General features: G+C 69.3%; 25 protein-coding genes. 8 read left to right on the plus strand and 17 right to left on the minus strand.

The annotated features are described in order from the left end of the window. Complete coding sequence (locus M8A51_RS03085; RefSeq protein WP_251776663.1) at window positions 1–498, plus strand: YbaK/EbsC family protein; 498 nt, start codon at window positions 1–3, stop codon at window positions 496–498. 15 nt (window positions 499–513) lie between these two features. Here M8A51_RS03085 and M8A51_RS03090 read toward each other — a convergent pair whose 3' ends face one another. Then, the gene (locus M8A51_RS03090) at window positions 514–1,053 is read right to left on the minus strand and encodes a MarR family winged helix-turn-helix transcriptional regulator (RefSeq protein ID WP_251776664.1); all 540 of its coding nucleotides are present in this window, start codon (window positions 1,051–1,053) and stop codon (window positions 514–516) included. A 92-nt stretch (window positions 1,054–1,145) separates the two neighbouring features. Here M8A51_RS03090 and M8A51_RS03095 point away from each other — a divergent pair, with 92 nt between their 5' ends. Both M8A51_RS03095 and M8A51_RS03100 read left to right on the plus strand, forming a co-directional pair. Next, window positions 1,146–2,123, plus strand: a complete 978-nt coding sequence (locus M8A51_RS03095) for a tripartite tricarboxylate transporter substrate-binding protein (RefSeq protein ID WP_251776665.1) — start codon at window positions 1,146–1,148, stop codon at window positions 2,121–2,123. Window positions 2,124–2,134: 11 nt separating this feature from the next. Next, window positions 2,135–3,685 carry a sulfatase-like hydrolase/transferase gene (locus tag M8A51_RS03100; RefSeq protein WP_251776666.1) on the plus strand — a complete coding sequence of 517 codons (1,551 nt, stop codon included), beginning with the start codon at window positions 2,135–2,137 and terminating at the stop codon, window positions 3,683–3,685. 46 nt (window positions 3,686–3,731) lie between these two features. Here M8A51_RS03100 and M8A51_RS03105 read toward each other — a convergent pair whose 3' ends face one another. Further along, the gene (locus M8A51_RS03105; protein ID WP_251776667.1) at window positions 3,732–8,096 is read right to left on the minus strand and encodes a PAS domain-containing hybrid sensor histidine kinase/response regulator; all 4,365 of its coding nucleotides are present in this window, start codon (window positions 8,094–8,096) and stop codon (window positions 3,732–3,734) included. Window positions 8,097–8,267: 171 nt separating this feature from the next. Here M8A51_RS03105 and M8A51_RS03110 point away from each other — a divergent pair, with 171 nt between their 5' ends. Further along, on the plus strand, window positions 8,268–9,110 hold the full coding sequence (locus M8A51_RS03110; RefSeq protein ID WP_251776668.1) for a GNAT family N-acetyltransferase: 843 nt from the start codon (window positions 8,268–8,270) through the stop codon (window positions 9,108–9,110). An 80-nt stretch (window positions 9,111–9,190) separates the two neighbouring features. On the opposite strand, the gene M8A51_RS03115 is transcribed toward M8A51_RS03110, so the two are convergent. The 3 genes from M8A51_RS03115 to M8A51_RS03125 are packed head-to-tail and all read right to left on the minus strand — an operon-like array spanning window position 9,191 to window position 10,460. Next, the gene (locus tag M8A51_RS03115) at window positions 9,191–9,460 is read right to left on the minus strand and encodes an HPr family phosphocarrier protein (RefSeq protein WP_251776669.1); all 270 of its coding nucleotides are present in this window, start codon (window positions 9,458–9,460) and stop codon (window positions 9,191–9,193) included. Then, the gene (locus tag M8A51_RS03120) at window positions 9,429–9,875 is read right to left on the minus strand and encodes a PTS sugar transporter subunit IIA (protein ID WP_251776670.1); all 447 of its coding nucleotides are present in this window, start codon (window positions 9,873–9,875) and stop codon (window positions 9,429–9,431) included. The genes M8A51_RS03115 and M8A51_RS03120 overlap by 32 nt, the downstream gene beginning before the upstream one ends. Before the next feature lie 60 nt (window positions 9,876–9,935). After that, window positions 9,936–10,460 (minus strand): hypothetical protein, encoded by a 525-nt coding sequence (locus tag M8A51_RS03125; protein WP_251776671.1) that lies wholly within the window; start codon window positions 10,458–10,460, stop codon window positions 9,936–9,938. Window positions 10,461–10,564: 104 nt separating this feature from the next. Here M8A51_RS03125 and M8A51_RS03130 point away from each other — a divergent pair, with 104 nt between their 5' ends. Continuing rightward, window positions 10,565–11,263, plus strand: a complete 699-nt coding sequence (locus M8A51_RS03130; RefSeq protein ID WP_251776672.1) for an alpha/beta fold hydrolase — start codon at window positions 10,565–10,567, stop codon at window positions 11,261–11,263. A 112-nt stretch (window positions 11,264–11,375) separates the two neighbouring features. Continuing rightward, a complete protein-coding gene (locus M8A51_RS03135; protein WP_251776673.1) occupies window positions 11,376–12,530 on the plus strand; it encodes a hypothetical protein in 1,155 nt (384 codons plus the stop codon). Window positions 12,531–12,553: 23 nt separating this feature from the next. On the opposite strand, the gene M8A51_RS03140 is transcribed toward M8A51_RS03135, so the two are convergent. Next, a complete protein-coding gene (locus tag M8A51_RS03140; protein ID WP_407062197.1) occupies window positions 12,554–13,252 on the minus strand; it encodes a DUF4197 domain-containing protein in 699 nt (232 codons plus the stop codon). A 10-nt stretch (window positions 13,253–13,262) separates the two neighbouring features. Between M8A51_RS03140 and M8A51_RS03145 the strand changes: the two genes are divergently transcribed. After that, entirely contained in the window at window positions 13,263–13,766 is a 504-nt protein-coding gene (locus M8A51_RS03145; RefSeq protein WP_251776674.1) for a TlpA family protein disulfide reductase, read from the plus strand. On the opposite strand, the gene M8A51_RS03150 is transcribed toward M8A51_RS03145, so the two are convergent. From M8A51_RS03150 to lipB, 4 genes are all read right to left on the minus strand, one after another. After that, a complete protein-coding gene (locus M8A51_RS03150) occupies window positions 13,767–14,609 on the minus strand; it encodes a DMT family transporter (protein WP_251776675.1) in 843 nt (280 codons plus the stop codon). A gap of 78 nt (window positions 14,610–14,687) precedes the next feature. Beyond that, entirely contained in the window at window positions 14,688–15,365 is a 678-nt protein-coding gene (locus M8A51_RS03155) for a helix-turn-helix domain-containing protein (RefSeq protein ID WP_251776676.1), read from the minus strand. Window positions 15,366–15,597: 232 nt separating this feature from the next. Then, window positions 15,598–16,584 (minus strand): lipoyl synthase, encoded by a 987-nt coding sequence (gene lipA, locus M8A51_RS03160; RefSeq protein WP_251776677.1) that lies wholly within the window; start codon window positions 16,582–16,584, stop codon window positions 15,598–15,600. 42 nt (window positions 16,585–16,626) lie between these two features. Further along, window positions 16,627–17,289 carry a lipoyl(octanoyl) transferase LipB gene (lipB, locus tag M8A51_RS03165; RefSeq protein WP_251776678.1) on the minus strand — a complete coding sequence of 221 codons (663 nt, stop codon included), beginning with the start codon at window positions 17,287–17,289 and terminating at the stop codon, window positions 16,627–16,629. A gap of 155 nt (window positions 17,290–17,444) precedes the next feature. Here lipB and M8A51_RS03170 point away from each other — a divergent pair, with 155 nt between their 5' ends. Then, on the plus strand, window positions 17,445–18,134 hold the full coding sequence (locus M8A51_RS03170; RefSeq protein ID WP_251776679.1) for a tetratricopeptide repeat protein: 690 nt from the start codon (window positions 17,445–17,447) through the stop codon (window positions 18,132–18,134). 12 nt (window positions 18,135–18,146) lie between these two features. Here the strand turns inward: M8A51_RS03170 and M8A51_RS03175 are convergent, their stop codons facing one another. The 7 genes from M8A51_RS03175 to M8A51_RS03205 are packed head-to-tail and all read right to left on the minus strand — an operon-like array spanning window position 18,147 to window position 23,066. Further along, complete coding sequence (locus M8A51_RS03175) at window positions 18,147–18,425, minus strand: DUF493 family protein (protein WP_251776680.1); 279 nt, start codon at window positions 18,423–18,425, stop codon at window positions 18,147–18,149. Further along, window positions 18,422–19,309, minus strand: coding sequence for a D-amino acid aminotransferase (locus M8A51_RS03180; protein ID WP_251776681.1), 888 nt, complete (start codon window positions 19,307–19,309; stop codon window positions 18,422–18,424). Before M8A51_RS03180 ends, M8A51_RS03175 begins: the two co-directional genes overlap by 4 nt. Before the next feature lie 38 nt (window positions 19,310–19,347). Then, a complete protein-coding gene (locus M8A51_RS03185) occupies window positions 19,348–20,502 on the minus strand; it encodes a D-alanyl-D-alanine carboxypeptidase family protein (protein WP_251776682.1) in 1,155 nt (384 codons plus the stop codon). 38 nt (window positions 20,503–20,540) lie between these two features. Beyond that, window positions 20,541–21,149, minus strand: a complete 609-nt coding sequence (locus M8A51_RS03190; RefSeq protein ID WP_251776683.1) for an alpha/beta hydrolase — start codon at window positions 21,147–21,149, stop codon at window positions 20,541–20,543. Between the two features lie 4 nt (window positions 21,150–21,153). Beyond that, the gene (locus M8A51_RS03195; RefSeq protein WP_251776684.1) at window positions 21,154–21,480 is read right to left on the minus strand and encodes a (2Fe-2S) ferredoxin domain-containing protein; all 327 of its coding nucleotides are present in this window, start codon (window positions 21,478–21,480) and stop codon (window positions 21,154–21,156) included. A gap of 38 nt (window positions 21,481–21,518) precedes the next feature. Next, complete coding sequence (locus M8A51_RS03200) at window positions 21,519–22,631, minus strand: VanZ family protein (protein WP_251776685.1); 1,113 nt, start codon at window positions 22,629–22,631, stop codon at window positions 21,519–21,521. Between the two features lie 6 nt (window positions 22,632–22,637). Beyond that, complete coding sequence (locus tag M8A51_RS03205; RefSeq protein WP_251776686.1) at window positions 22,638–23,066, minus strand: CopD family protein; 429 nt, start codon at window positions 23,064–23,066, stop codon at window positions 22,638–22,640. Window positions 23,067–23,495: the final 429 nt, after the last annotated feature.

Raw genomic sequence — 23,495 nt, forward strand, 5'->3', positions numbered from 1 at the left:
ATGAGCGATGACGCCTTGCTGCTGCAGCGGCCCGAGGGCTTTCGCCGCGTGACGCAGCGCCTGCGCGAGCTGGGCCACCCGCACGCGCCGGTGTTCCTCGAGGTTGCCGCACGTACCGCGCAGGAGGCGGCCGACGCGCTCGGCATCGCGGTCGGGCAGATTGCGAAGAGCATCGTGTTCCGGCGCAAGAGCGACGAGGCGGCGGTGCTGGTGGTCACCTCCGGCGACAAGCGCGTCGACGAGAAGAAAGTGGCCGCGCTGGTGGGACCGCTCGGTCGAGCCGACGCGGAATTCGTCAAGACGCGCACCGGCTTCACCATCGGCGGCGTCTCGCCGGTGGGCCATGTGCAACCGCCGGTGCTGCTGATCGACCGCGAGCTGTTCCGCTTCGACGAGGTGTGGGCCGCAGCGGGGCACCCGAACGGCGTGTTCCGCGTGGCGCCGCCGGCGCTGGTACGGTTGACGCAGGCGCCGGTGGAGGACGTCACCGCCGCTTGAGCAGCGCAAAGGCCTTCACGGCGATTCCATGTCGTCGCCACGGCGCAGCCGCCGGCTGCCGCCGGAACGGCGGTCGGCGCGCACGTCGCGCACCGTCACTTCGTTGAGCCGCTGTGCGTGCTCGGTCAGCGCTGTCAGCGCGGCGTCCAGCGCCTGCGCCGTGGGGTCGTCCAGCACGCTCATCAGCTGCTGGTTGATCGCCGCCACCTGGGGGAAGATCTCATCATGCAGCGCCCGGCCGGCGTCCGTGAGCGATACGCGGGCGCGCCGTGCATCGGCGGCAGCCACCTGGCGTCCCACCAGGCGCTTGGCCACCAGCACGGTCAGTGCACGCGAGGTGCGCGGCCGGTCCAGGTGCGCCAGCGTGGCCAGCTGCGATGGCGACATCTCGCCATGCGCCGCCAGCAGTGCGAGCAGCCGCCATTCGCGCCGCGCGATGCCGTAGCGGCCTTCCAGCAGGCGGATCACCGGCGCACCGCCCAGCGCGAACAGCCGCAGCAGGCGGTAGTTCAGCAAGTCGTCGAGCGCGCGCGGCGCCTGCAGGCTCAGGGTCATTCCGGAGGATGGTTGTTTTCAACAATCGTCGTGTCGCTCTCTAGATTAGCGTCAAGTGCTCCGTCCCGGCGCACCACCACGAGGAGACGTACATGCCGCCGAGCCTTCACCGCGTCCTGAGCCTGCTCATGATGCTCACCGCCATCGCGGCCACGGCGCCTGCCGCGGCGCAGGATCACACCGTGCGCATCATCGTCGGCTACCCCGCCGGTGCCACCAGCGACGCACTGACGCGCGTGATCGCTGAGCACATGAGCAAGACGCTGCAGCAGACGGTCATCGTCGAGAACAAGGCCGGCGCCGGCGGGCGCATTGCCAATGAGCAGGTCAAGATCGCGCCGGCCGACGGCCGCACGCTGCTGATGACGCCGGTGGCGTCGATGTCGATCTATCCGCACTCCTATGCGGGACAGTTGCGCTACGACCCGTTCAAGGACTTTGTGCCGGTGGCGCATCTGGCCAACTTTCAGCTCGGCCTCGGCGTGCAGAGCCAGGTCCCGGCGCGCACGCTGGCGGACTACGTCGCCTGGGTGAAAAAGGATGCGCAGACTCACGGCTTCTATGCGTCGGCGGCGTCCGGCAGCCTGCCGCACTTTTTCGGCGTGATGTTCGCTCGCACGGCCGGCCTGCAGCTGACGCACGTTCCGTACAAGGGCACGGCCCCGGCGATGCAGGCGCTGGCGGCCGGCGAAGTGTCGGCGGTGTCCACCGTGGTCGCCGACATCCGGCCGCTGGTGGTCGCAGGCAAGGCCCGGCTGCTCGCCGTGGCCGGCGCCCGGCGCGACCCGGGCTTTCCGGACGTGCCGACCTTCAAGGAGCTGGGCTATGACCTCGTCGCCGAGCCCTGGTATGCGCTGTTCGCGCCGGCCGGCACGCCGCCCGAGGCGGTGGAGCGCCTGGCGCGCGCGGTGGCCGCGGCGGTGCAGGACCCGGCCTTGAACCAGCGCCTCGTCGAGATGGGGTTGCAGCCGACCGGCTACGGGCCGGCGCGCCTGGCGACGATCATGAAGGCCGACTACGAGCGCTGGGGCCCGCCGATACGCGCGTCGGGCTACAAGCCGGGCGAGTGAGGCGGCGCGCGATGAACGTGCTTTTCATCATGGCCGACCAGCTGCGCTGGGACCACCTGGCGTGCGCCGGCCACCCGTATCTGCGCACGCCCAACCTCGACGCCCTGGCGCGGCGCGGCGTGCGCTTCACCCAGGCCTACGTCAACAGCGGCGTGTGCGGGCCCAGCCGCATGAGCTACTACACCGGCCGCTACCCGTCCAGCCACGGCGCGACCTGGAACCGGGTGCCGTTGTCGGTCGGCGAGGTGACGCTGGGCGAATACCTGCGCCCGCACGGCCTGCAGCTCGCGCTGGCCGGCAAGACCCATGTGATGGTCGACCACGCCGGGCTGGCGCGCCTGCAGCTCGAAGGCGGCAGCGAGCTGCATACGCTGCTGACGCGCGGCGGCTTCGAAGAGGTCGACCGCTACGACGGCCATCATCCGCCGGGCGAGGAAAGCGGCTACCCGGCCTTTCTGCGCTCGCGCGGCTACGACAGCGTCGACCCGTGGAGCGACTACGTGATCTCGGCGGTCGGCCCGAGCGGCGACATCGTCAGCGGCTGGCACATGCGCAACGTGCACCTGCCGGCACGCGTGCGCGAGGAGCATTCCGAGACTGCCTACATGACCGACCAGGCGCTGGCCTATCTCGACCGCGTCGGCGACCGGCCGTGGGTGCTGCACCTGAGCTACGTGAAGCCCCACTGGCCGTACATGGCGCCGGCGCCCTACCACGCGCGCTACAGCGCCGATCAATGTCTGCCGGTGGTGCGCAACGACGGCGAGAAGGTCGACGCCCACCCGGTGGTAGAGGCTTACCGGCAGAGCGAGGAGAGCCGCAGCTTCAGCCTCGACGACTGCATCCGCACCGTGAGGCCGGCCTACCAGGGGCTGATCGAGCAACTCGACCACCACCTCGGGCGCCTGTTCGACGCACTGGAGCGCAAGAACCTCTTCAAGGACACGCTGGTCATCTTCTGCAGCGACCACGGCGACTTTCTCGGCGACCACTGGCTGGGCGAGAAGGAGCTGTTCTACGACACCGTGCAGCGGGTGCCGTTCATCATGGTCGATCCTTCGCCGCTGGCCGACGCCACGCGCGGCACCAGCGACGAGCGTTTCGTCGAAGGGGTCGACGTGGTGCCCACGGTGCTGCAGGCGCTGGGGCTGCCCGTGGCGCAGCACCGCGTCGAAGGACGCAGCCTGCTGCCGCTGACACGGGCAGCCGATCCCGAATGGCGCGACACGGTCGTCAGCGAGCTCGACTTCAGCTACAAGGCGGCGCGACGGCGCCTGGGCCTGGCGGTCGACCAGTGCTACGCGTGGAGTCTGAGGGACCGGCACTGGCGCTACGTGTACTGGCTCCATGCGCCGGAGCAGCTGTACGACCTGCAATCCGATCCGGATCAGTTCGTCGACCTCGGCCGCTCGCCGGCACACGAAGACCTGCGCCGGCGCTACCGCGAACAGTTGCTCGCCTGGCTGGCGCAGCGCAAGCGGCGCACGACGGTGACGAACGAGCAGGTCGAGCGCGCCACCGACAACCACAAGGCGGCCGGCGTCTTCTTCGGCCAGTGGTAGCACCGCGGCGGAGCCGAGTGCCGGAATCCACTAGCACAGACCGGGTTCAGCGTGCCAATTGGGCGACTGCCGCCGCGCGTGCCTCGCGCAAGGCCTGCTGCAGCCGATCGAGGTGCAAGGGCTCGAGCGTGCGGCCGCTGCGGCCCGTCATTTCGGCCTGGCGCGCCAGCTCGGACAGTCGCGGCATGCCGAGCGTCGCGGCAGCGCCCTTCAGACTGTGCGCTTCGCGCTGCTGTGTGTCGGCGGAGTCGCCGGCGCGCACCGGGCTGCACTCGTACAGATCGGCGAAGCGCTGCAGCGCGCGCTTGTAGATCGACTCGCTGCCACCACAGCTGCGCAGGCCGGCGTCGACGTCGAGCACCCGGGCGCCTTCGTCGGGCGTGCTGCGAAGTTCGGCCAGCGGCGCGGGAAAGGTCGACAACGCCGCACCGTCTGCATGACCGCGGCCCCAGCGCTGCAGGGTGCGCAGCAGCACCATGGTGTCGATGGGCTTCGACAGGTGGTCGTCCATGCCTGCGGCCAGAGAGCGTTCGCGGTCGCCGGCCATCGCGTGGGCGGTCATCGCGATGATGGGCAGGAAGGCGTGGTGGCCGCCCAGCGCGCGGATGCAGCGGGTCGCCTCGAAGCCGTCCATGCTCGGCATCTGCACGTCCATCAGCACCGCGTCGAAGGTGCTGCGTTGCACGGCTTCCAGCGCTTCGGCGCCGGTGCCAACGGTACTGAGCTGCACGCCGGCGCGTTGCAGCAGCTCGATCGCCAGCTCTCGGTTGAGCGGGTTGTCCTCGGCCAACAGCACGCGCATGCCGCGCAGCGACGGTGCCGCTGGCAGCATTGCCGGCGCGCTCGTGTCGCCGCTGCCGTCGTCGTCGAGTGCGGCCGCCAGTCGGGCCGGTAGCAAGGGCTTGGTCAGGCAGGCGTGTGCCGCGAGCGACGTCAGCTGGGCGCGCAGCGTGTCGTGCTCGTGCGGCCGGCAGGTCAGGATCAGCCTCGGCGACGGCACATCGCGCGCCAGTTCGGCGGCCAGGGACAGGCCGGCGCGGTCCGGCAGGCCGGCGTCGATGACGACGGCGGCCGATTGCTGCAGCCCCAGGGGCCGGTGCATGTGCCAGTGTCCGCGCACTTCGTGCGCGGTGCGGGCTTCGACCACCTCGTGCCCGCGCGCGCGCAGCAGGCGCACGACGGCTGTGCGCGTGGTCTCGTCGTCGTCGACCACCATGACCCAGCGCCGGTGTGCCGCCGGCAGCAGCGGGGCAATGGCCGGCGGCGGCACGGCGGGCCGCCCCAGCGGCAGCTCGAACCAGAAGGTCGAGCCCTGGCCGAGCCGGGACTCGACGCCGATGGTGCCGCCCATCAGGTCCAGCAGCCGGCGGCAGATCACGAGCCCGAGTCCGGTGCCACCGAAGCGGCGCGTGGTCGATGCGTCGGCCTGCGTGAAGGCCGCAAACAGCCGTGCCTGCTGATCGCCGGTGAGGCCGATGCCGGTGTCGTCGATCGAGAAGCGCAGCCGCTGTGCGCCCATGCCGCCAGTGGGCTCGATGCGCACCAGCACATGGCCGGCCTCGGTGAACTTCACGGCGTTCGCGACAAGGTTGGTCAGCACCTGCGCGAGCCGGGTGGGGTCGCCGACGTAGCGCGTGGGCAGCGCAGGGTCGGCGTCGATCGCAAGTTCCAGCCCCTTCTCCGCCGCCTGCAGCGAGATCACGTCGGTCACGCGCTCGAGCACGTCATGGATCGAGAACTCGACCCGCTCCACTTCCAGTCGACCGGCCTCGATCTTCGAGAAGTCCAGGATGTCGTTCAGCACACCGAGCAGGCTGCGTGCGGCTGCGTTCGCCTTCGCGATGTACTGGTGTTCGCGTGCAGGCAGCGCTCCGCCGAGAGCCAGTTCGGTCATGCCGATCACCGCGTTCATCGGCGTGCGGATCTCGTGGCTCATGTTGGCAAGGAATTCGCTTTTCAACCGGTTGGCCTCCTCGGCGGTCTGACGTGCACGCTCGACCGCTTCGGTCGCCTCCTTCTCGGCCGTCACGTCGAAGGTCGCCCCGACCACCCGCAGCACGCGCCCCTGCTCGTCGCGCACGTTGCGCAGGATGGTGCGTACGTGGCGGACCTCGCCGTCGGGCCGCATGACGCGGTACTCGTTGACGTCGGATTGCTGACCGGTCCAGGTCCGCATCGCGGCGTCGAGCACCCGGTCGCGGTCGTCGGGATGCACCATGTCCTCCCATGCCGTGACGCTGGGGGCGACGCGCTGGGGGTCCAGCCCGTAGATGCGGTACAGCTCGTCGTTCCACTCGCTGCGTCCTTCGCGCAGGTCGAGCATCCAGATGCCCAGCCGGGACGCAGAGATCGCCAGCTGCAGCCGGCCGGCCAGCTCTTCGGCGCGATGCGCGGTCTGCCGCTGCGAGGTCATGTCGAGGTCGAGCCCGATCGTGCGCACCAGCCGGCCTTGCGCGTCGCGTTCATTGCGCGCCACGCAGCGGATGTGGCGCAGCCCGCGTTGCGGGTGGCGGATGGTGTACTCGACCTCGAAGGTCATGCAGTGCGGATCCTGCATGTGCGAGCGCAGCGCGTCGATGGTCTGTTGCGCGGTATCGGGCGTGAGCTGGTGCTGCCAGGCGCGCAGGCTTTCGTTCGGGTCGGCCCCGAACAGGTCGATGCCGCGCTCGTCCCACTGCAGGCGTCGGGCGGCGGCGTCGTATTCCCACACCGAGGCGTTCACGGCGGACAGCGCGATCGTCAGCCGTTCGTTGACGCGGCGCAGGGCATTCTGGGCGTCGATGTCGGCGGTGATGTCCCAACTGACGCCGAGCAGCCGTCGCGGCCGCTCCTGTTCGTCCATTTCGACGCGGCCGGCACTGCGCAGCCAGCGCACCGGGCCGCCGTTGCCGACGCGGTAACGGATCTCGAAGCGCCGGGTGCCGGTCTCCAGGCTGGCGAGGGTCTGCTTCAGCAGTGGGCGGTCGTCCGGGTGAACGAAGGGAGTCACCGCGTCGAGGTGATCGAGCGGCGCGTCACCGGCTCCGAGCAGTTCGCGCCCCACGGCGTCCATGCTGACCCGCCGGGTCGCGAAGTCGAAGGTCCAGACGCCCAGGCGGCCGGCGTCGGTGGCCAGACGCAGGGTTTCGGACAGCTCGCGCAGCTGCTCGCGGGTCTCGACCTCCTGCGTCACGTCGACGTTCATGCCGATCGCCCGCAGCAGCCGGCCCTCGGCATCGCGCTCGACGAAACGCAGGCACTCGTCGCGCGCTGAGGGTTCGCACAGCCCCGTGATCTCGTCGAGAGTTTGGATGCGTTGCGCCGGGTGGTAGCCGAGCAGCGAGGGCGCCTTGGTGTCGCGCACCAGGCGGTCGGTCGCCGCGTCGTATTCCCACACCACACCGTGCATGGCGCGCACCGCCAGGTCGTGCCGCTGCACGGCCTGCTGCAGCCGCTGGCGCGCCAGCTGGTCGTCGGTGACGTCCTGATCCTGCCCGACCACGCGCACGGCCTTGCCTTGCGCGTCCCGCTCGACCTTGCCGACGCTGCGCAGCCAGTGCACGCTGCCGTCAGGATGCAGGATGCGGAAATGCGTGTCGTGCAGCAGGCCGCGGCGCAGCACGTCGCCGAAATGCTCCGTGAGCCCCGGCAAGTCGTCAGGGTGCAGCCGCGGCACCAGCTCTTCGAGCGTCACCCAGCGGGCGGGGCCGGGCTCCCCGTACATCGCGCACAGGCGGGCGTCGGCATGGAAGCGCCGTTGCACGACGTCGTATTCCCAGACGCCGAAGTCGGCGGTCTCGGCGGCCAGTTCGAGCCGGCTGGTGAGATCGTGCAATTCCTGGTCGAGGTCGGCCTTCCTGCCGTTCGCAGGCGACCGCGATGCCAAGGGCCGGCGCAGCGCCAGGCCGAGCAGGCAGCCGGCAAGCGCCAGCCCCACGAAGGGGCCGCCCGCCAAGCCGACACCGAGGTGCGCCAGGACATAGGCCGCGCCGCTGGCCGCGGCCCATGCCGCCCAGCCGGCGGGCGCACCGAAGATCAGCGCCGTCGACAGGACTGCCGGCAGCCACAGCAAGGCCTGCAAGGTCGCGGCGGTCTGCGTCTGCGCCATCCATACACCGGTGGCAGCCAGCCACACCGCGACCCCGGCAGCGGGGAGCCAGGGCGCGTACCCGGAGCGCGCGCGGCGGCGCAGGCCGAGCAGCGCCGCGGCGGCCAGCACCGACGCGGCCACGCTCGCCGGCGGTTGCGTCGGCAAGGTCCACAGCCAGGGGATCGAGGCGAGTGCCGCCAGCGCCAGCACGGCGAACGCCGCGGCGCACAGATCGGCGAGCGGCGCGGCCGGCAGCAGCGGCGGTGCCTCGCGCAGCCATTCCCGGAAGCGCGCCCAAGTGAGCCGGAGCGCCGGACGGCGGAAGCGAGGGGACGAATGCATGGTTGTGCGCAAACGTAACACGTGGCGGGGGCAAAAGGGGACGGGGAAACACGGAAAGCCCCCAGGTTCGCCGGGGCGCCAGGCACGGCGTCACGGAACGGTCATCCGGAGGTCATGGACGCGTCACCCCGGTTCCTTAATCTTCGTGACACGTCTGAAAGGAGAGAAGTCATGAGGGACCTGCCGTTGCCGACGCTGCCCATTTCCGAGATCCGAGCGCCACGGAGGTCACTTCACGAACGCCCGGACCCCGCTGCCCGGGCTGCGCATGCTGCACGTCCGAAACTGGAAGTGGTTTGGGCTCGCCATGAGGACGAGGTTCTTGAAGCGCAGCGCCTGAGATACCAGATCTTCGCCGAGGAGATGGGCGCTCGCCTGTCGCCGCCCAAGGGGGCGCCCGCCGGCCACGATATCGATGTGTTCGATCCGTACTGCGAGCACCTGCTGGTGCGCGCCACCACCGACGGCGACGAGCGCGGGCCGGTGATCGGCACTTACCGCGTGCTGACGCCCGCGGCCGCCCGGCGCATCGGGGGCCTGTACAGCGAGACCGAATTCGACCTGACCCGGCTGCGCCACCTGCGCCCGCGCATGGTGGAGCTGGGACGTTCCTGCGTGCACCCCGACCACCGCTCCGGCGGCGCCATCCTGGCACTGTGGGGAGCGCTGGCCGAGTTCATGGTGCGCAACGGCCTGGACACGATGATCGGCTGCGCCAGCATCAGCATGCGCGACGGCGGCCACGTTGCTGCGAGCCTGTGGCAGCAGCTGCGCCAGACCCACCTCGCGCCGATCGAGCTGCAGGTGCGCCCGCGCCTGCCGCTGCCGGTCGAAGAGCTGGAGCACGATCTGCAGGTCGAGGCCCCTGCGCTGATCAAGGGCTACCTGCGCTGCGGCGCGAAGGTGCTCGGCGCCCCGGCCTGGGACCCCGACTTCAACACCGCCGACCTGCCGATGCTGATGCGCATCCAGGACCTGCCGGCCAAGTACCGGCGGCATTTCCTCGGGGCCTGACACCGCCCTCCCTCGCAGGGGAAGATGCACGAAAGCCGCCCACGGGGCGGCTTTTCGCCGGAGCGCACGCGGACGCAGGACTATTCGCCTTCGCCGAACTTGTCGTTGATCAGCGCAACCAGCGCATCGGTCGCGGCCTGCTCGTCGGGGCCGGTGACCTCGATCTCGATCTCGGACCCCATCCCGGCGGCCAGCATCATCACGCCCATGATGCTCTTGGCGTTGACGCGCCGGCCGTTGCGGCTCATGAAGACGTCACTCTGAAAGGAGGCGGCCAGCTTGGTGAGCTTGGCGGAGGCCCGCGCGTGCAGGCCGAGCTTATTGCTGATGCTGATGGGCGTTTTGATCATGTCCGGGTTTTTGAGCCTGATTCTGCGGCCGGGCGGTGGCCACCTGCATGACGCCCTGCGTGGCGCCGGTGACGGCTCGCGCGACCAGCGCGTCGAGCGGCTCGTTCTGGTAGCACAGGCTGCGCCACAGCATCGGCACGTTGGCACCGGCCACCACCTTCACCGACACGCCGTCGGCCAGGCGCTGGGCGATGTTGCAGGGCGTGGCACCGAAGACGTCGGTGAGGATCAGCGCGTCGGGATTGCGCACCTTGGCGAGCAGCGCGCGCGCCTGGGCCTCGACCTGTTCCACCGGCGTGTCGGGGGGCACGTCCAGCGCTTCCAACGTCGCCGCGCAGTCGGGGAAGGTGTGCGAGGCGCACGCCTTGAGCGCGCTGGCGAGCGGGGCGTGAGCGATGATCAGGATGCCGGACATGGAAGGCGGATTATCGGCCACTCGGCCCGGGCTCGACGCCACAACTGTGACCGGCCGGCCTCATAGCAGTCGCAAGCCCGTGAAGAAACTGTCGACCGCTTCCTGCGGCAAGCGCGTGCCGATCACGCTGGCCTGGTACACGCGCGTACCCTTCGTGAACAGGGCGACCTGCTGCACCAGCGGGCTGCCGTCCGGTCGGCGGCCCTGGACTTCCAGCCGCAAGGCCTGCGGGTTGGGCGTCATGCCGGGCACCTGCATTGCTCCCACGACCCTCTCGGTGCCGTCGAGATTCGCTGCCGCGGCCGCGCGCAGTTCGCCCAACGCGGGTGTCACCCGCGCAGGGTCTTGCAGCTCGGCGTGGGTCAGTGCAAAGGTCAGGCCGCCCCTGCTGCAGGCGTGCAACATCATGCGGGTCGGCTGGCCGGCCAGCGGCACCGTGCGGGCGTGCGTCAGCGGCTTGCAGGGGAACAGCGCTTCGATGCCGGCATCTTCCGGGCGCACCTGGCGCCAGTCGAGCGCGGGGCTGCAGGCGGCGAGTGCGACGCCCGTGAGCGCGGCGGCGCAACCCTTGGTCACGTGATTCATCGCGGCGATTATCCGCAGCACGCCGACAATCGTGCATCGAGCGCTGCCGCCCCGGACGGCGGCGGCGTCCGCAGAGCAGGCAGTTTTTCGAGGAGCAAGCAAGGATGGCCGATTTCGTTCTCGTACATGGCGCCTGGCATGGCGCCTGGTGTTGGCAACGGGTGCTGCCCGGGTTGTGGCAGGCAGGGCACCGGGCCCACGCGGTCGCACTGACCGGCGTCGGCGAGCGCAAGCACCTGGTGGGCGCCGGCGTGACGCTCGCCACCCACGTGCAGGACGTGGTCAACGTGATCGAGGCCGAGGAACTCCAAGACGCCATCCTCGTGGGCCACAGCTACAGCGGGATGGTGGTCACCGGCGTGGCCGACCGCGTGCACGATCGCATCGGTCATCTCGTCTACCTCGACGCGGTGATCCCCGACCCGGGCGAAAGCTGGTCGAGCCGCCATACACCGGAAACGCAGCAGCAGCGCCGCGAGGTGATCGCCCGGCAAGGCGTGCTGCCGGCCGCCGACCCGAGCGTGTTCGGTCTGCAGGGCGAAGATTACGACTGGGTCGCTCGACGCCAGACGCCGCAGCCCGGCGGTGTCTACGACAGCCCGCTGGCGTTCGACGCGCAGCGGGTGTTCTCGCTGCCGAAGACCTTCATCGACTGCACGGATCCCGCGCTGCCGACCATCGCCGCGTCTCGGCGACGGGTGCGCAGCGAGCCCGGCTGGCGGGTGGTCGAGATCGCGACCGGCCACGACCCGATGATCAGCGCACCGCAAGAGCTGCTGCGCGAACTGTTGCTGCTGGCGTGATGGCTGCCTTCGCGAGACGCGACGGCGGCGCCACTTGTTCAGGGGATGGACGCAGCTTCCTCGCGGTCGAAATACTGTGACATCTGTATCAGGCGTCTCTGCGCAACCTCCCATGGATCTGTCCGACCTCTCCTCGACCGAGGCTGGCGGCGTGCCGACGCCGCTCACCGGCCCCGCTGCGCGAGCCGATGACGACTGGCGCATCCTGGTCACCCAGATCGGTGAAGAAATCGCCGGCCCGCTGACGGCTGCGCTCGAGCGGGTGTATGCGCTCACATCCACGGGTGCCATCGACCGCCAGGGTTTGCGCTGCCTGCGCGAAGAACTGGAGCAGGCCAGGCGGGTCGGCATCGCCAGCCAGCAGATCGTCCGCTTTGCCACCGGGCGGGTGCGGCAGTCCCATGAACGACTGCACCTGACCCAGACGCTGCAGAGCGTGCTGGCACACCGCAACCGCGAAACGCTGGCCCATGGGCTTGAGGTGCGGCAGGTGCTGCGACCGGTCGAGGTGATCGTCGACCCGACGCTGCTGTTCACGTTGCTCAACACCCTGCTCGACTGGGCGTTGGCACATGCGCAGTCCAACATCGAGCTGCGCCTGGACATGAAACCGTGGCCGGCACATGCGCGCCTCAATTGCCGCTTCCGCCACACCCCGCCCGACCTCGACCTGCCGCACGGCACCGAGCAGGCGGCCCGTGGCCCGGTGCTGAACGACATGACCTGGCAGCTGTTGCGGCACACCGCCGCGGTGATGGGCCTGGAGGTCGAGCGTGCCGACGGCGACACGCTCGCGTCCCTGACGCTCGAATTCCCGCGCACTGTCAGCGACGAGTTGCCGGGCCTCGCGGCGCTTGAACACGACGACGCCTTCCCGTCGTCGGTCAACTCCAAGCCGCTGGCTGGCAGCCACGTCCTGGTGATCGCGTCCAGGCGCGACGTGCGCGTTCAGGTGCGCGAAGCGATCCGCCACATGGGCCTGGTGGTCGACTTCGTCAATTCGGTCGACGAAGCCGTCGCCTTCTGCGCCGAAGGGCTGCCACACGCCGTCATCGTCGAGTCGATCCTGCGCGGCGAGCGCTTCAACCAGCTGCGCGCCGACATCCTGCGCGACGCACCCGAGGTCGCGTTCATCGAGATCATCGAGGAAGGCTCGATGTTCGAAGTTTCCGGCTTCGGCAGTTCGGCCATGGGCCGTGTCGGGCGCGACGCCATTCTTGCGTCGCTGCCGTCTGCGCTGGTGTTCGAATTGTCGAAAGGCCTGTAGGACGGTCCGGGGCGCGTGGAACGCTACAAGGCGCCGAACACCTTGCGCAGGATGGCACTGCCGGTGCCCACCGGGTCGCGCCGGATCTTCTTCTCTTCCTCGCCGATCATGAAGAACAGGCCGTCGAGCGCTTTCGCGGTCACGTAGGGCTCGATGCGCGAGGTCTGGGCATCGACGATGCCGAAACGCCCGGCGCGGTCGACCACGTCGTTGTACTGCCGGGCCAACCCGACCTTGGCGGTGGCCCGGCCGACGACCGGCAGGAACTTCTCTGCCAACGGATCGCGCGTCCTGTGCGAGAAGAACTCGGTGACCGAGGTGTCGCCGCCGCGCAGGATCTGCTTGGCGTCGGCCACGCTCATCGACTGCACGGCGCTCACCAGCAGCGCCCTGGCTTCCGGCACCGCCGCCTCGGCGGCCCGGTTCATCGCGGTTTCCAGCCGGTCCAGGCGCCTGGACAGCCCGAAGGTGCGCAAGATGCCCGCGGCATCCTGCAGATAGCCGGGCAAGGGGATGCGAACTTTCGGGTTGCCGAGGAATCCATCCGTGCGTCCCAGCAGCTTGACGGCCGTCAGCGCGCCGCGTTCCAGCGCGGTGCGCAGGCCGGCGCCGGCGTCAGCGTCGGTCAGGTCCGCCAGCGACAGCGCCCAGGCCGGCGAGCCGCTCGCGTAACCCCACCCGATGCAGGCCACGGCCCTGCACGTAAACTTGCGTCGATCCACGGAGTGCTCCATGAAGAAAACCGCCTATCTTGCCGCTGCGGCGGTCGCCCTGGCAATCGGCGTTGCCGGCTATTTCGCGCTCGGCCAGCGCGAGACCGCACCGGACGTGAACTACGTGCTGCTCGATGGCAGCCGGCAAAGCTTCAACGACCTGAAGGGCAAGGTGGTGCTCGTCAACTTCTGGGCCACCAGCTGCACGACCTGCGTGAAGGAAATGCCGCACATGGTCGAGACCTACGAGAAATACCGCGAGCGCGGGCTCGACTTCGTCGCGGTCGCGATGAGCTACGACCCGCCGGCATATGTCTCGAACTTCGCCGAATCGCGCAAGCTGCCGTTCAAGGTGGCGATCGACAATACCGGCGAGGTGGCCCGGCAGTTCGGCGACGTCAAACTCACACCGACCACCTATCTGCTGAACAAGCGCGGTGAAGTCGTCAAGCGCTACATCGGCGAGCCCGATTTCGCGGCGCTTCACCGGTTGGTCGAGACGCTGCTGGCAGAGACGACCTGATCATCCCCGGGCTCTCATCCCGATGACCGCTGCGCCGATGATCAGCGCCGCGGCCCCGGCGATCCACAGCGTGAAGCCGCGTCCGGTCGCGAGCACCAGCAGCACTGTCGAGGCCAGCGGCGTCAGGTAGCTCAGCACGCCGATGCGGCGGGGGTCCCCCCGCTTCAACGCCATGTCCCACAGGAAGAAGGCTGCGCCGAGCGGCCCCAGCCCCATCACCACCACCAGCAGCCAGTCGCGGCTGCTCAGGGCAATCGCTGGCTCCAGCAGCGCGTGGCAGACGAGCGACATCACACCGGAGACCAGTCCGAACAGACCGATCGCGGCGGTCGGGAAGGCCGCGACGCGCTTGGTCAGCAGTGAATAGCTGGCCCAGATGAAGGCCGAGCCGAGGGCCGGCAGGTAGCCCCACGCCCATGCGCCGGACAGCGGGCGCCCGCCGACGATCGCCAGCGCTGCGCCGGTGAAACCTGCCGCCGCGGCCAGCACATGGACGGCACGCAGCCGCATCCCGGCGAGAAACAGCGGCGCCATGACGACGATCAGCAGCGGCCACAGGTAGTTGACGAGGTTGGCCTCGACCGGCGGTGCGTACCGCAGCGCGATGAACAGCAGGAAGTGGAAGCCGAACAGGCCATAGATGCCCAGCAAGAGCGTCGACGGCGGGACGCGCCACTCGCGCCAGCGAGGCCAGGCCGGCAGGCTGCCGATCAGCAGCGCGAGGCCGGTCAACAGGAACGGCGGCAGGTGCGCGAGTGCAACGCCGAGCGTGGCGAGCAGCGCCCATAGCGCGATCGCGCCGAGGGCGCACAGCGTGGAAACAGAGACGAGACGAGGCGACATGGGCCGCGAGCTTACGCGCTTGCGAGGCGGCACGCCGTCGTGCAACGACGGCGCTTCGTCGCGAGACGACGATGCCGCTCAGCTCCGGCGCAGGGCGGCGGTCAGCGCCGATGGCGAGCGGTAGCCGCAGCGTTCGGCGATGCGCTGCACGGGCCAGCCTTCGGCGCGCAGCCGGCGCGCCAGCTGCAGGCGCCGCTCGCGGACATAGGCGATCGGCGCGATGCCGGTTTCGTCGACGCAGCGCGCGGCGAACTGCGACGGGCTCAGGCAGGCCAGGGCGGCCAGTTGCGCCACCGCGATCGGCTCGGCGATGTGCACGTCGATCCACGCGTCGATGGCCGGCCAGTCGATGCGGCGCGCGAGGGAGCGGGTGCAGGGTTGCGCCGGCAGCGTGGACAGCAGCATCGCGACCGCCGGTGCCTGCAGCGCGTCGTCCAGCGTGTGCCTCGACGACAGGAAGCGCAGCAGATGCAAGGCAGCCGTGTCGGTATCGACCACCCGGCCGGCCAGCGCGGCGAGCACGGGGCTGGCGTCGAAGCTGTCGAGCACGAAACAGGCGCTGCCCGCGCTCGACCAGAAGTCGTGCCGGTCGCCGGGCGCGATGACGGCTGCGCGGCCGCTGGTCATGCGCAGGCCGCGTCCTTGGATCTCGAGCTCGAGCGCGCCCTGCCAGCCCCACAGCACCTGGAAGTGCTCGTGCGCATGGCTGCCCTTGGAATCGCCGTAGCGGCGCAGGCTGAGAGCGGGGGTGTTCACGGTGGCGGCCAGGTGCGAGGATGCCGCCACTGTATCGCGAAGCACCTGCCTCAGCGGCCCACGGCACCCGCTTGCGGCGAGCAGGCGAGCGACACGTGCGGCAGCACGAGCGGCAGGTAGAAGTGCCTGCGAAACCTGAGTCTCCGCCCCGTTTGAAGCAACGTTTTCAGTGCCTCTTTTGGGCAAAATCAAAGGCGCCACTCGGGCGCCTGGCCGCAAAGGGCTGCCGGAGTTACCGCCCCTGCAACACCCCGTGCGCCTGCTGGTCCGCGTGATAGCTCGAGCGCACCATGGCGCCGACCGCCGCATGCGTGAAGCCCATCTCGTAGGCCTTTTCCTCGAACATCTTGAAGGTGTCCGGGTGCACGTAGCGCCGCACCGGCAGGTGGTGGCCGCTGGGGGCGAGGTACTGGCCGAGGGTCAGCATGTCGATGTCGTGCGCGCGCATGTCGCGCATCACGTCGAGGATCTCGTCGTCGGTCTCGCCGAGGCCCACCATCAGGCCGCTCTTGGTCGGCACCTCGGGCGCGAACGCCTTGAAGCGCTTGAGCAGGTTCAGCGAGAACTGGTAGTCCGAGCCCGGGCGGGCTTCCTTGTACAGCCGCGGCACCGTCTCCAGGTTGTGATTCATCACGTCCGGCGGTGCGGCTTTCAGGATGTCGAGCGCGCGGTCAATGCGGCCACGGAAGTCGGGCGTCAGGATCTCGATGCGGGTGGCCGGGGACAGCTCGCGCGTGGTGCGGATGCACTCGACGAAGTGGCCGGCGCCGCCATCGCGCAGGTCGTCGCGGTCGACGCTGGTGATCACGACATAGCTGAGCTTCAGCGCGGCGATGGTCTTGGCGAGGTTGAGCGGCTCGTCGGCGTCCAGCGGGTCGGGCCGGCCGTGGCCGACGTCACAGAACGGGCAACGGCGGGTGCACTTGTCGCCCATGATCATGAAGGTCGCCGTGCCCTTGCCGAAACATTCGCCGATATTGGGGCACGAGGCTTCCTCGCAGACCGTGTGCAGCTTGTGCTCGCGCAGGATCTGCTTGATCTCGTAGAAGCGCGTGGTCGGCGAGCCGGCCTTGACGCGGATCCAGTCCGGCTTCTTCAGCTGCTCGGCGGGGACGACCTTGATCGGGATGCGCGCCGTCTTGGCCTGGGCCTTCTGCTTGGCGGTCGCATCGTAATCGGCCGCATCTTGGGCTTGGTGGACGACGTTGGGGGTGGACATCTCGGGCGCTCTCCAGGCTCGCCCCGGCGGAGTGCCTGGGCGTCAGGGGCTCAAGTGTGTCGCCAAACGCTCACCCAGGCGAGTCGCGGCGGTGCCCCAGTCAGTAGAAACCCGAAGTGTATCCAAGTCGACGGTCTTCAACCCTGCGTAGCCACAAGGGTTGATGCCGTCGAAGGGGCTCAGGTCCATCTTCACGTTCAGCGCCACGCCGTGATAGGCCCGGTGGTTGGCGATCTTGATACCCAGCGCCGCGATCTTGCCGAGGCCGGCGAACGGGTCGGTGCGCGGGCCGGTCAGCCGGGCGTGGCCGGACGGATCGGCCAGATGCACGTAAATGCCCGGTGCGCCGGCCACCCGGTGCCCGGTGACGCCGTAGCCCTCCAGCGTCTGGATCACCGCATGCTCGACGCGGTAGACGTATTCCTTCACATAGATGCCGAGCCGGCGCAGGTCGACCAGCGGGTAGGCGACGACCTGCCCTGGCCCGTGATAGGTGACCTGGCCGCCGCGGTTGGTCTGTACGACGGGGATGTCGCCGGGGTTCAGCAGGTGCTCGGCCTTGGCCGCCAGCCCGAGCGTGTAGACCGGCGGGTGCTCGCACAGCCACAACTCGTCGGGCGTGTCGTCGGCGCGCCCCTCGGTGAAGGCACGCATCGCTTCGAAGGTGGGCGCGTACTCGACGCGGCCCAGAACGCGGATCTGCATCGGTGCTCGGTCTGGCAAACGCCGGCAGTCTACCCGGGCGCAGCGATGCCCCTGCCGGCGGCTGAACTCGCCGCCCAACTCACAATCGAAGCCAGATCGACTTGCGGGAGCAGTACATGGCGGCTTGTTCCTTCCTCCGGCGCAGCAGCGCCCTCATGCTGGCCGTTCTGCTGGGCACCGGCGCTGCCCAGGCCCAGCAGACCGCATCGCCCGGCGTGCTGATCACGCCCGAGGCGCTGCAGCAATACCTGGCCGAGCGCCAGGAGATCGCCTCCGCGCTGGCGGTCTACGAGGCCGGGCGGCTGCTGGAAGCAGAGAAGCGCTTTCGCTCGTTGGCGCGCAACGGCAGCGCGGTCGGACGCTACAACCTGGCGATGATGCACGTGCTCGACGAAGCCGCGAAGCCCGACAAGCGGGCCGCCGTGCGGCTGCTGGAGCAGTCGGCCCGGCAGGGCTTCGTGCGGTCCGAATACGCGCTGGGGCAGGTGTACGAACTGGGCGTCGTCGACCGTCCCGACCAGCACCGCGCGGTCCAGTGGTACGAGCGCGCCGCACGCCACGGCCACCCGGACGCGCAGATGGCACTGGCGACCGCCTACTACCTGGGGCGCGGAACGCCGCAAGACCTGCCGCAGGCTGCGCACTGGTACCGGCTGGCCGCGCAGGGCGGCGACATCGGTGCGCAGTATTTGATCGGGTCGATGTACGAATCGGGCTACGGCGTCGAACAGGACCTGCGCATCGCGCGCTACTGGTACGACATCGCCGCGCAGAACGGCGACGAGGCCGCCCCGCACAAGGTCAAGGAACTCGACGAGCGGCTGAAGGCCGCGCCGGCCGAGTGAGGCTCTGGCGCCTTACAGCACCACCTTGACCATCGGGTGCGACGACAGTGCCCGGTACAGATCGTCCAGCTGCTCGCGGCTGGTCGCCGTCACGGTGATCGTGAGCCCCAGGTAGTTCGCGCCCTTGCTCGGGCGCATTTCGACGCTCGCCGGGTCGAAGCCGGGGTCGAAGCGCATCGCCACCTCGACGACCGCCTGCGCGAAGCCGTCGACGTTGGCGCCCATCACCTTGATCGGGAAGGCGCTCGGGTACTCGATCAGGGACTGCTCGGGGGGGATGTCCGGGGTCATAGCGACTGCTCCGCCTTGGCCCGCTGGTAGGCCTCGTACAAGCGGGCATAGATGGGGCCGGGTTTGCCTTTGCCTGCCCCGTGGCCGACCGGCTCGCCGTCCAGCCGCGTCACCGGCAGCACTTCCTTGGTGGCCGACGACAGGAAGATCTCGTCGGCAGCGTTGACTTCGGGCTCCGAGATCGGCCGCAGGTTGAAGCCGATGCCGAGCTCCTCGCACAGTTCGGCGATCAGTTCGTAGCGTATGCCTTCAAGCACGTGCTCGCTCTTCGGCGGGCCGAGTACCGCGCCTTCGTGCACGATCCAGACGTTGCAGGCCGACGCCTCGGTCAGGAAGCCGTCGCGAAACATGACGGTCTCGGCGGCACCCTGGTCGGCCGAGATCTGGCGCGCCAGCACGTTGCCCAGCAGCGAGATCGACTTGATGTCGCCGCGCTCCCAGCGGAAGTCGCGCGCGGTGACGCAGGCCACGCCCTGGTGGCGCTGCTCGGGGCTGGCGGGCTTCAGCGTGCCGGTCGTCATGAAGACGGTGGGCGTCAGGCCCGCCGGCATCACGTGGTCGCGCAGCGCGACGCCGCGCGTGACCTGCAGGTACAGCAGCTGGTCGGGTGCGTCGTAACGCTCGGCGTAGTCGTCGACCACACGGCGCATCCGCTCCAGCCATTCGGTCTCGGTGTGCGGGTTGGGGATGCGCAGCTTCGACAGCGAGCGTTCCAGCCTGGCCATGTGCTCGTGGAAACGGAAAAACCGTTTCCCGTACACGGGCGCGACCTCGTAGACGCCGTCGCCGAAGATGAACCCGCGGTCCAGCACCGACACCTTGGCATCGCACAGACGCAGGTACTCGCCGTTCAGGTAGCACAGGCTGTCGGGCAGGGCTTGCATGGTCGCTTCCTCCAGCGGGGCGGGTCAGGGAGACGAGGTTACTTGATCCAGAGCCGGATGGCATCCCAGGCCCGGCCGAAGATGCCGCTTTCCGGCACCGGCTCGAGCACCACCAGCGGCACCTCGGCCAGCAGGTTGCTGCCGAACGTGACCTTCAGCTTGCCGACCGACTGGCCTTTGGCCAGCGGCGCGACCAGCGGGTCGACGCGCTCAATCTGGGTCTTGATCTTGTCGGCGTCGCCCTTCGGCACGGTGACGAACACCGGGCTCGGGCTGCCGAGCCTGGCTTCGGAGGCCGTGCCCTTCCAGACCTGCGGCGACACGATGGCCTGACCGGCATCGAACAGTTTCAGCGCGTCGAACGCCTGGTAGCCCCAGTTCAGCAGCTTCTGGCTCTCGCTGGCACGCGCTTCCATCGAGGTGGTGTTCAGCACCACGCTGAGCAGGCGGCGCTTGCCGTTCGGGTAGTCGCGCTGCGCGGCGGCGACCAGGCAGTAGCCGGCGGCCTCGGTGTAGCCGGTCTTCATGCCGTCGACCGACGGGTCACGGCGCAGCAGCAAATTGCGGTTGGGCTGGGTGATGTTGTTGAAGCGGAACTCCCGCATCGAATAGAGCGGGTAGAAGTCGGGGAACTCGACGATGATGCGCGACGCGATCGTCGCCAGGTCACGCGCCGTGCTGACGTGCCCCGGCTCGGTGATGCCGGTCACGTTCTTGAACGCGGTGCCCTTCAGGCCCATGCGCTGCGCTTCGCGGTTCATCAGCTGCACGAAACCCTCGACGGAGCCGGCGACGCCTTCGGCCAGCGCCACCGAGGCGTCGTTGCCGGACTGCACGATCATGCCCTTGAGCAGGTCGTCGACCGACACCTGCATGCGCGGCTCGATGAACATCACCGACGCGCCGCCCTTGCGCTCGTCCCAGGCGCGCACCGACACCGGCAGCAGCTGGTCGCGCGCGACCTTCTTGTCGCGGATCGCACCGAACACCACGTAGGCGGTCATCAGCTTGGTGAGCGAGGCCGGGTCCGCCGGCGCGTCCGGGTCGCGTGCCGCGAGCACCTGCTGGCTCGTCATGTCGAGCAGGAAGTACGATCGCGCGGCGACCTCGGGCGGCTGCAGCTGAGCCTGCGCGTGGGCCGCGGCACCGAGCCCGACCGCAACGGCCAGGCAAAGGGAGAAGAGTCTTTTCATTCGTTTCATCAAAAAAGGGAAGCGGAGGGACGTGCGGCTCACGCCAGGGCACGCACCACGAGGTTCTTCAGCAGCGGCAACTGCCCGTGGAAGAAGTGCCCGACGCCGGGCACGACCAGCACCGGCAGGCCTTGCGGGCGCGCCCAGTCGAAAGTTGCCGCCAGCGGCACCACGTCGTCCTGCTCGCCGTGGATCACCAGCGTGTGCGGCGGCACGGCGGCCACTTCGAAGTTGCGTGTCGCGGGACCGACGAGCACCAGCCGTTCCAGCTGCTCGTGCCCGACGCGCTGCGCCGCATGCGAAGCGACATAGGCCCCGAAAGAGAACCCTGCGAGCGCCAGAGGTTCCCCTTCGTTCCGGTGGTGCGCCATCACCGCCAGCATGTCGTCGATTTCGCCGCGGCCTTCGTCCCAGGCCCCGCCCGATGCGCCGATGCCACGGAAGTTGAAGCGCACCGTGCGCCAGCCTTGCTGCACGAACGCCCGTGCCAGGGTCTGCACCACCTTGTTGTCCATCGTGCCGCCGTGCAGCGGATGGGGGTGGGCGATCACGGCGACGCCGCGCGCAGCGCCGGCCGGGGCGTCCAGCGCGCATTCGAGGGGGCCGGCAGGGCCGGTGAAGCTCTCGCGCTCCGTCTGCGAATTCATCGCGTCAGCGGCCCAGGTGCGGTGGGGTCAGCAGCCGCTCGACCACCTTGCCGTTCTTGAGATGCGAGTCGACGATCTCGTCGATGTCGTGCCGGTCGACATAGGTGTACCAGACCGCTTCCGGGTAGACGACGGCCACCGGGCCGGCCGCGCAACGGTCCAGGCAGCCGGCCTTGTTGACGCGCACCTTGCCCGGGCCGGCCAGGCCTTCGGCCTTGACGCGGGACTTGCAATGATCGAAGGCCTGCTGTGCGTCGTGATCGGCGCAGCAGGACTCGCCGTTGTCGCGTTTGTTGAGGCAGAAGAAGATGTGGCGCTCGTAATAGCTCATTCGTGAATTCTAGGCCTCGACCCAGCAGGGCTCGGACATCATGGCCTCTCGCCGCGTGCGACCACCCGGCCGAGCAGGTAGGCCAGCGCCGCATACGGCCACAGCCAGCCGACCCATTGCGCGATACCGTGGAAGCGGATGAAGCGCCCCTGTTCCCAGCCTTGCAGGCTGGAAGCGAAATACGGGTCGGCCGGAGCCTCGTTGACCAGCGCCATCATCGCCGTCAACACCACCAGCCCGACCGCCGCGGCCGCACGCGCGGGCAGCGCTGCCAGCAGCAGTGCCGCCGCGATGCCGACCGCCCAGCCCAGCGGGGTCGCGAGCGTGACCCAGGCCAGTGCATGCTGCGGCCCGAAGCTCAAGGCGGCCGACAGCGTTGTCGCACCGAAGCCGAGCAGTGCCGCGCCGGCGACCAGCACCAGCCGGCGCCAGCTGCGCGGCGAGATCGCATCGGCGAGCAGGCAGGGCGCCAGCAGCCCGAGCGAGATCGCCACCAGTTCGATGCCCGGTGGCAACGGCGGCGCGATCACCGGGTCGGGCGGGCCGATCCAGCCGTCCCACGGCGTGCCGGCGAGCGCCTGTCGCATCGCTTCCTTCAGCCGCTCGCCGACATGGCCGACGCCGAGCGGCACCGGTGCGGGGAACAGCAGCGCCATCGGCCACGACACCAGCAGCGCCAGCCCGCCGGCGCTCTGCGGCACGAACCAGCGGTCGCGCAGGTTCTGCCAGCGGCCCGCCCAGCCCAGCGTCGCCATCAGCGCGGCCAGCAGCGCGCCGGCCAGCGTGCCTGCCACGTTGAGCCCCCAGTCCACGTTCGACGGCACCCGTGCCGGCAGGTAGTTCTGCAGCAGCTCCATCGCGCCCGACACCAGTGCGCCGCCCAGCAGCGCGAGCGCCACCGCCAGCAGCGGCGCACGGCCGGCGCGCAGCAGGGCGCCGCACGCCAGCGCGCCCAGCGGCAGATAGCCCAGCAGGTTGGAAACCAGGTCGAAGTGCGTCCACCAGCGCGGCCAGGGTTCGCTCACGAAGGCCCACGGGCTCAGCCCCGGGTCGCGCCAGCCGGTGAACGGATAGAGGCTGGCATAGACGATCAACGCCGCATACAGCCATGCCAGCGGGACCAGCGAGCTGCGGTGCCGTAGCGTCGCCATCCGGCCTCAGAACGGCTTGACGACCGCCAGCACGACGGCCAGCAGCAAGCCGATCACCGGCGCCTCGTTGAACCAGCGGTACCAGACGTGGCTGCGCCGGTTGTGCAACTGCTCGAACTCCCGCAGCAGCCGGCCGCAGTAGACGTGGTAGCCCACCAGCAACACCACGACCGCCAGCTTCGCATGCATCCACCCGTTGCCCGCGCCCCGCCCGATGCCGTAGCCCAGCCACAGCCAAAGCCCGAAACCGAGGGCGATCGCCATCAGCGGCGTCATGAACCGGTACAGCTTGTGCGCCATCAGCAACAGCCGCTCACGCTCAGCATGGCTGTCCGCCGGCACCATCGCCAGATTGACGAAGATCCGCGGCAGGTAGAACAAGCCGGCGAACCAGCTGGCGACGAACACGATGTGCAGCGCTTTGACCCAGAGCATCGCGCGATGATAGCGAGCCCCTACCATCCCATCGCCGCTGGTCGGCCAGTCGCGCCCTTTCAGTGTCCGAGAGGCCGTAGCGGCTGCAGGGGGGCGAGAAAGCACAGCCGCACACCCGTACTGCCAGACCATGCTTGTTGTGTTGCGCGAGCACGCGAGGCGCCCTTGGGTGGCTGAGAGGCCGTAGCGAGCGGTTCCGGATGGGGCCGAGGAGCACAGCCGTACTCCCGTACGGCGAGCACCGCAGGCCCCAGTCGGAGCCGCGCAGTAGGCCTATCAGCCGCCCAAAAAAGAAAGAGCCCCAGTCGCGGGGACTGGGGCTGCAAAGCCTTAACGCTGTCATCACGGTAAGGCACCTGCTCAGGGAGGAAAAGCAGGGAATGAACGCCTTGCGACGTATCATTCACATGTAACTTTACCAGAACACAG

Origin of the sequence: Caldimonas mangrovi, assembly GCF_023721835.1 — a bacterium.
In the GTDB taxonomy this organism is placed as follows: Bacteria; Pseudomonadota; Gammaproteobacteria; order Burkholderiales; family Burkholderiaceae_C; genus Caldimonas; species Caldimonas mangrovi.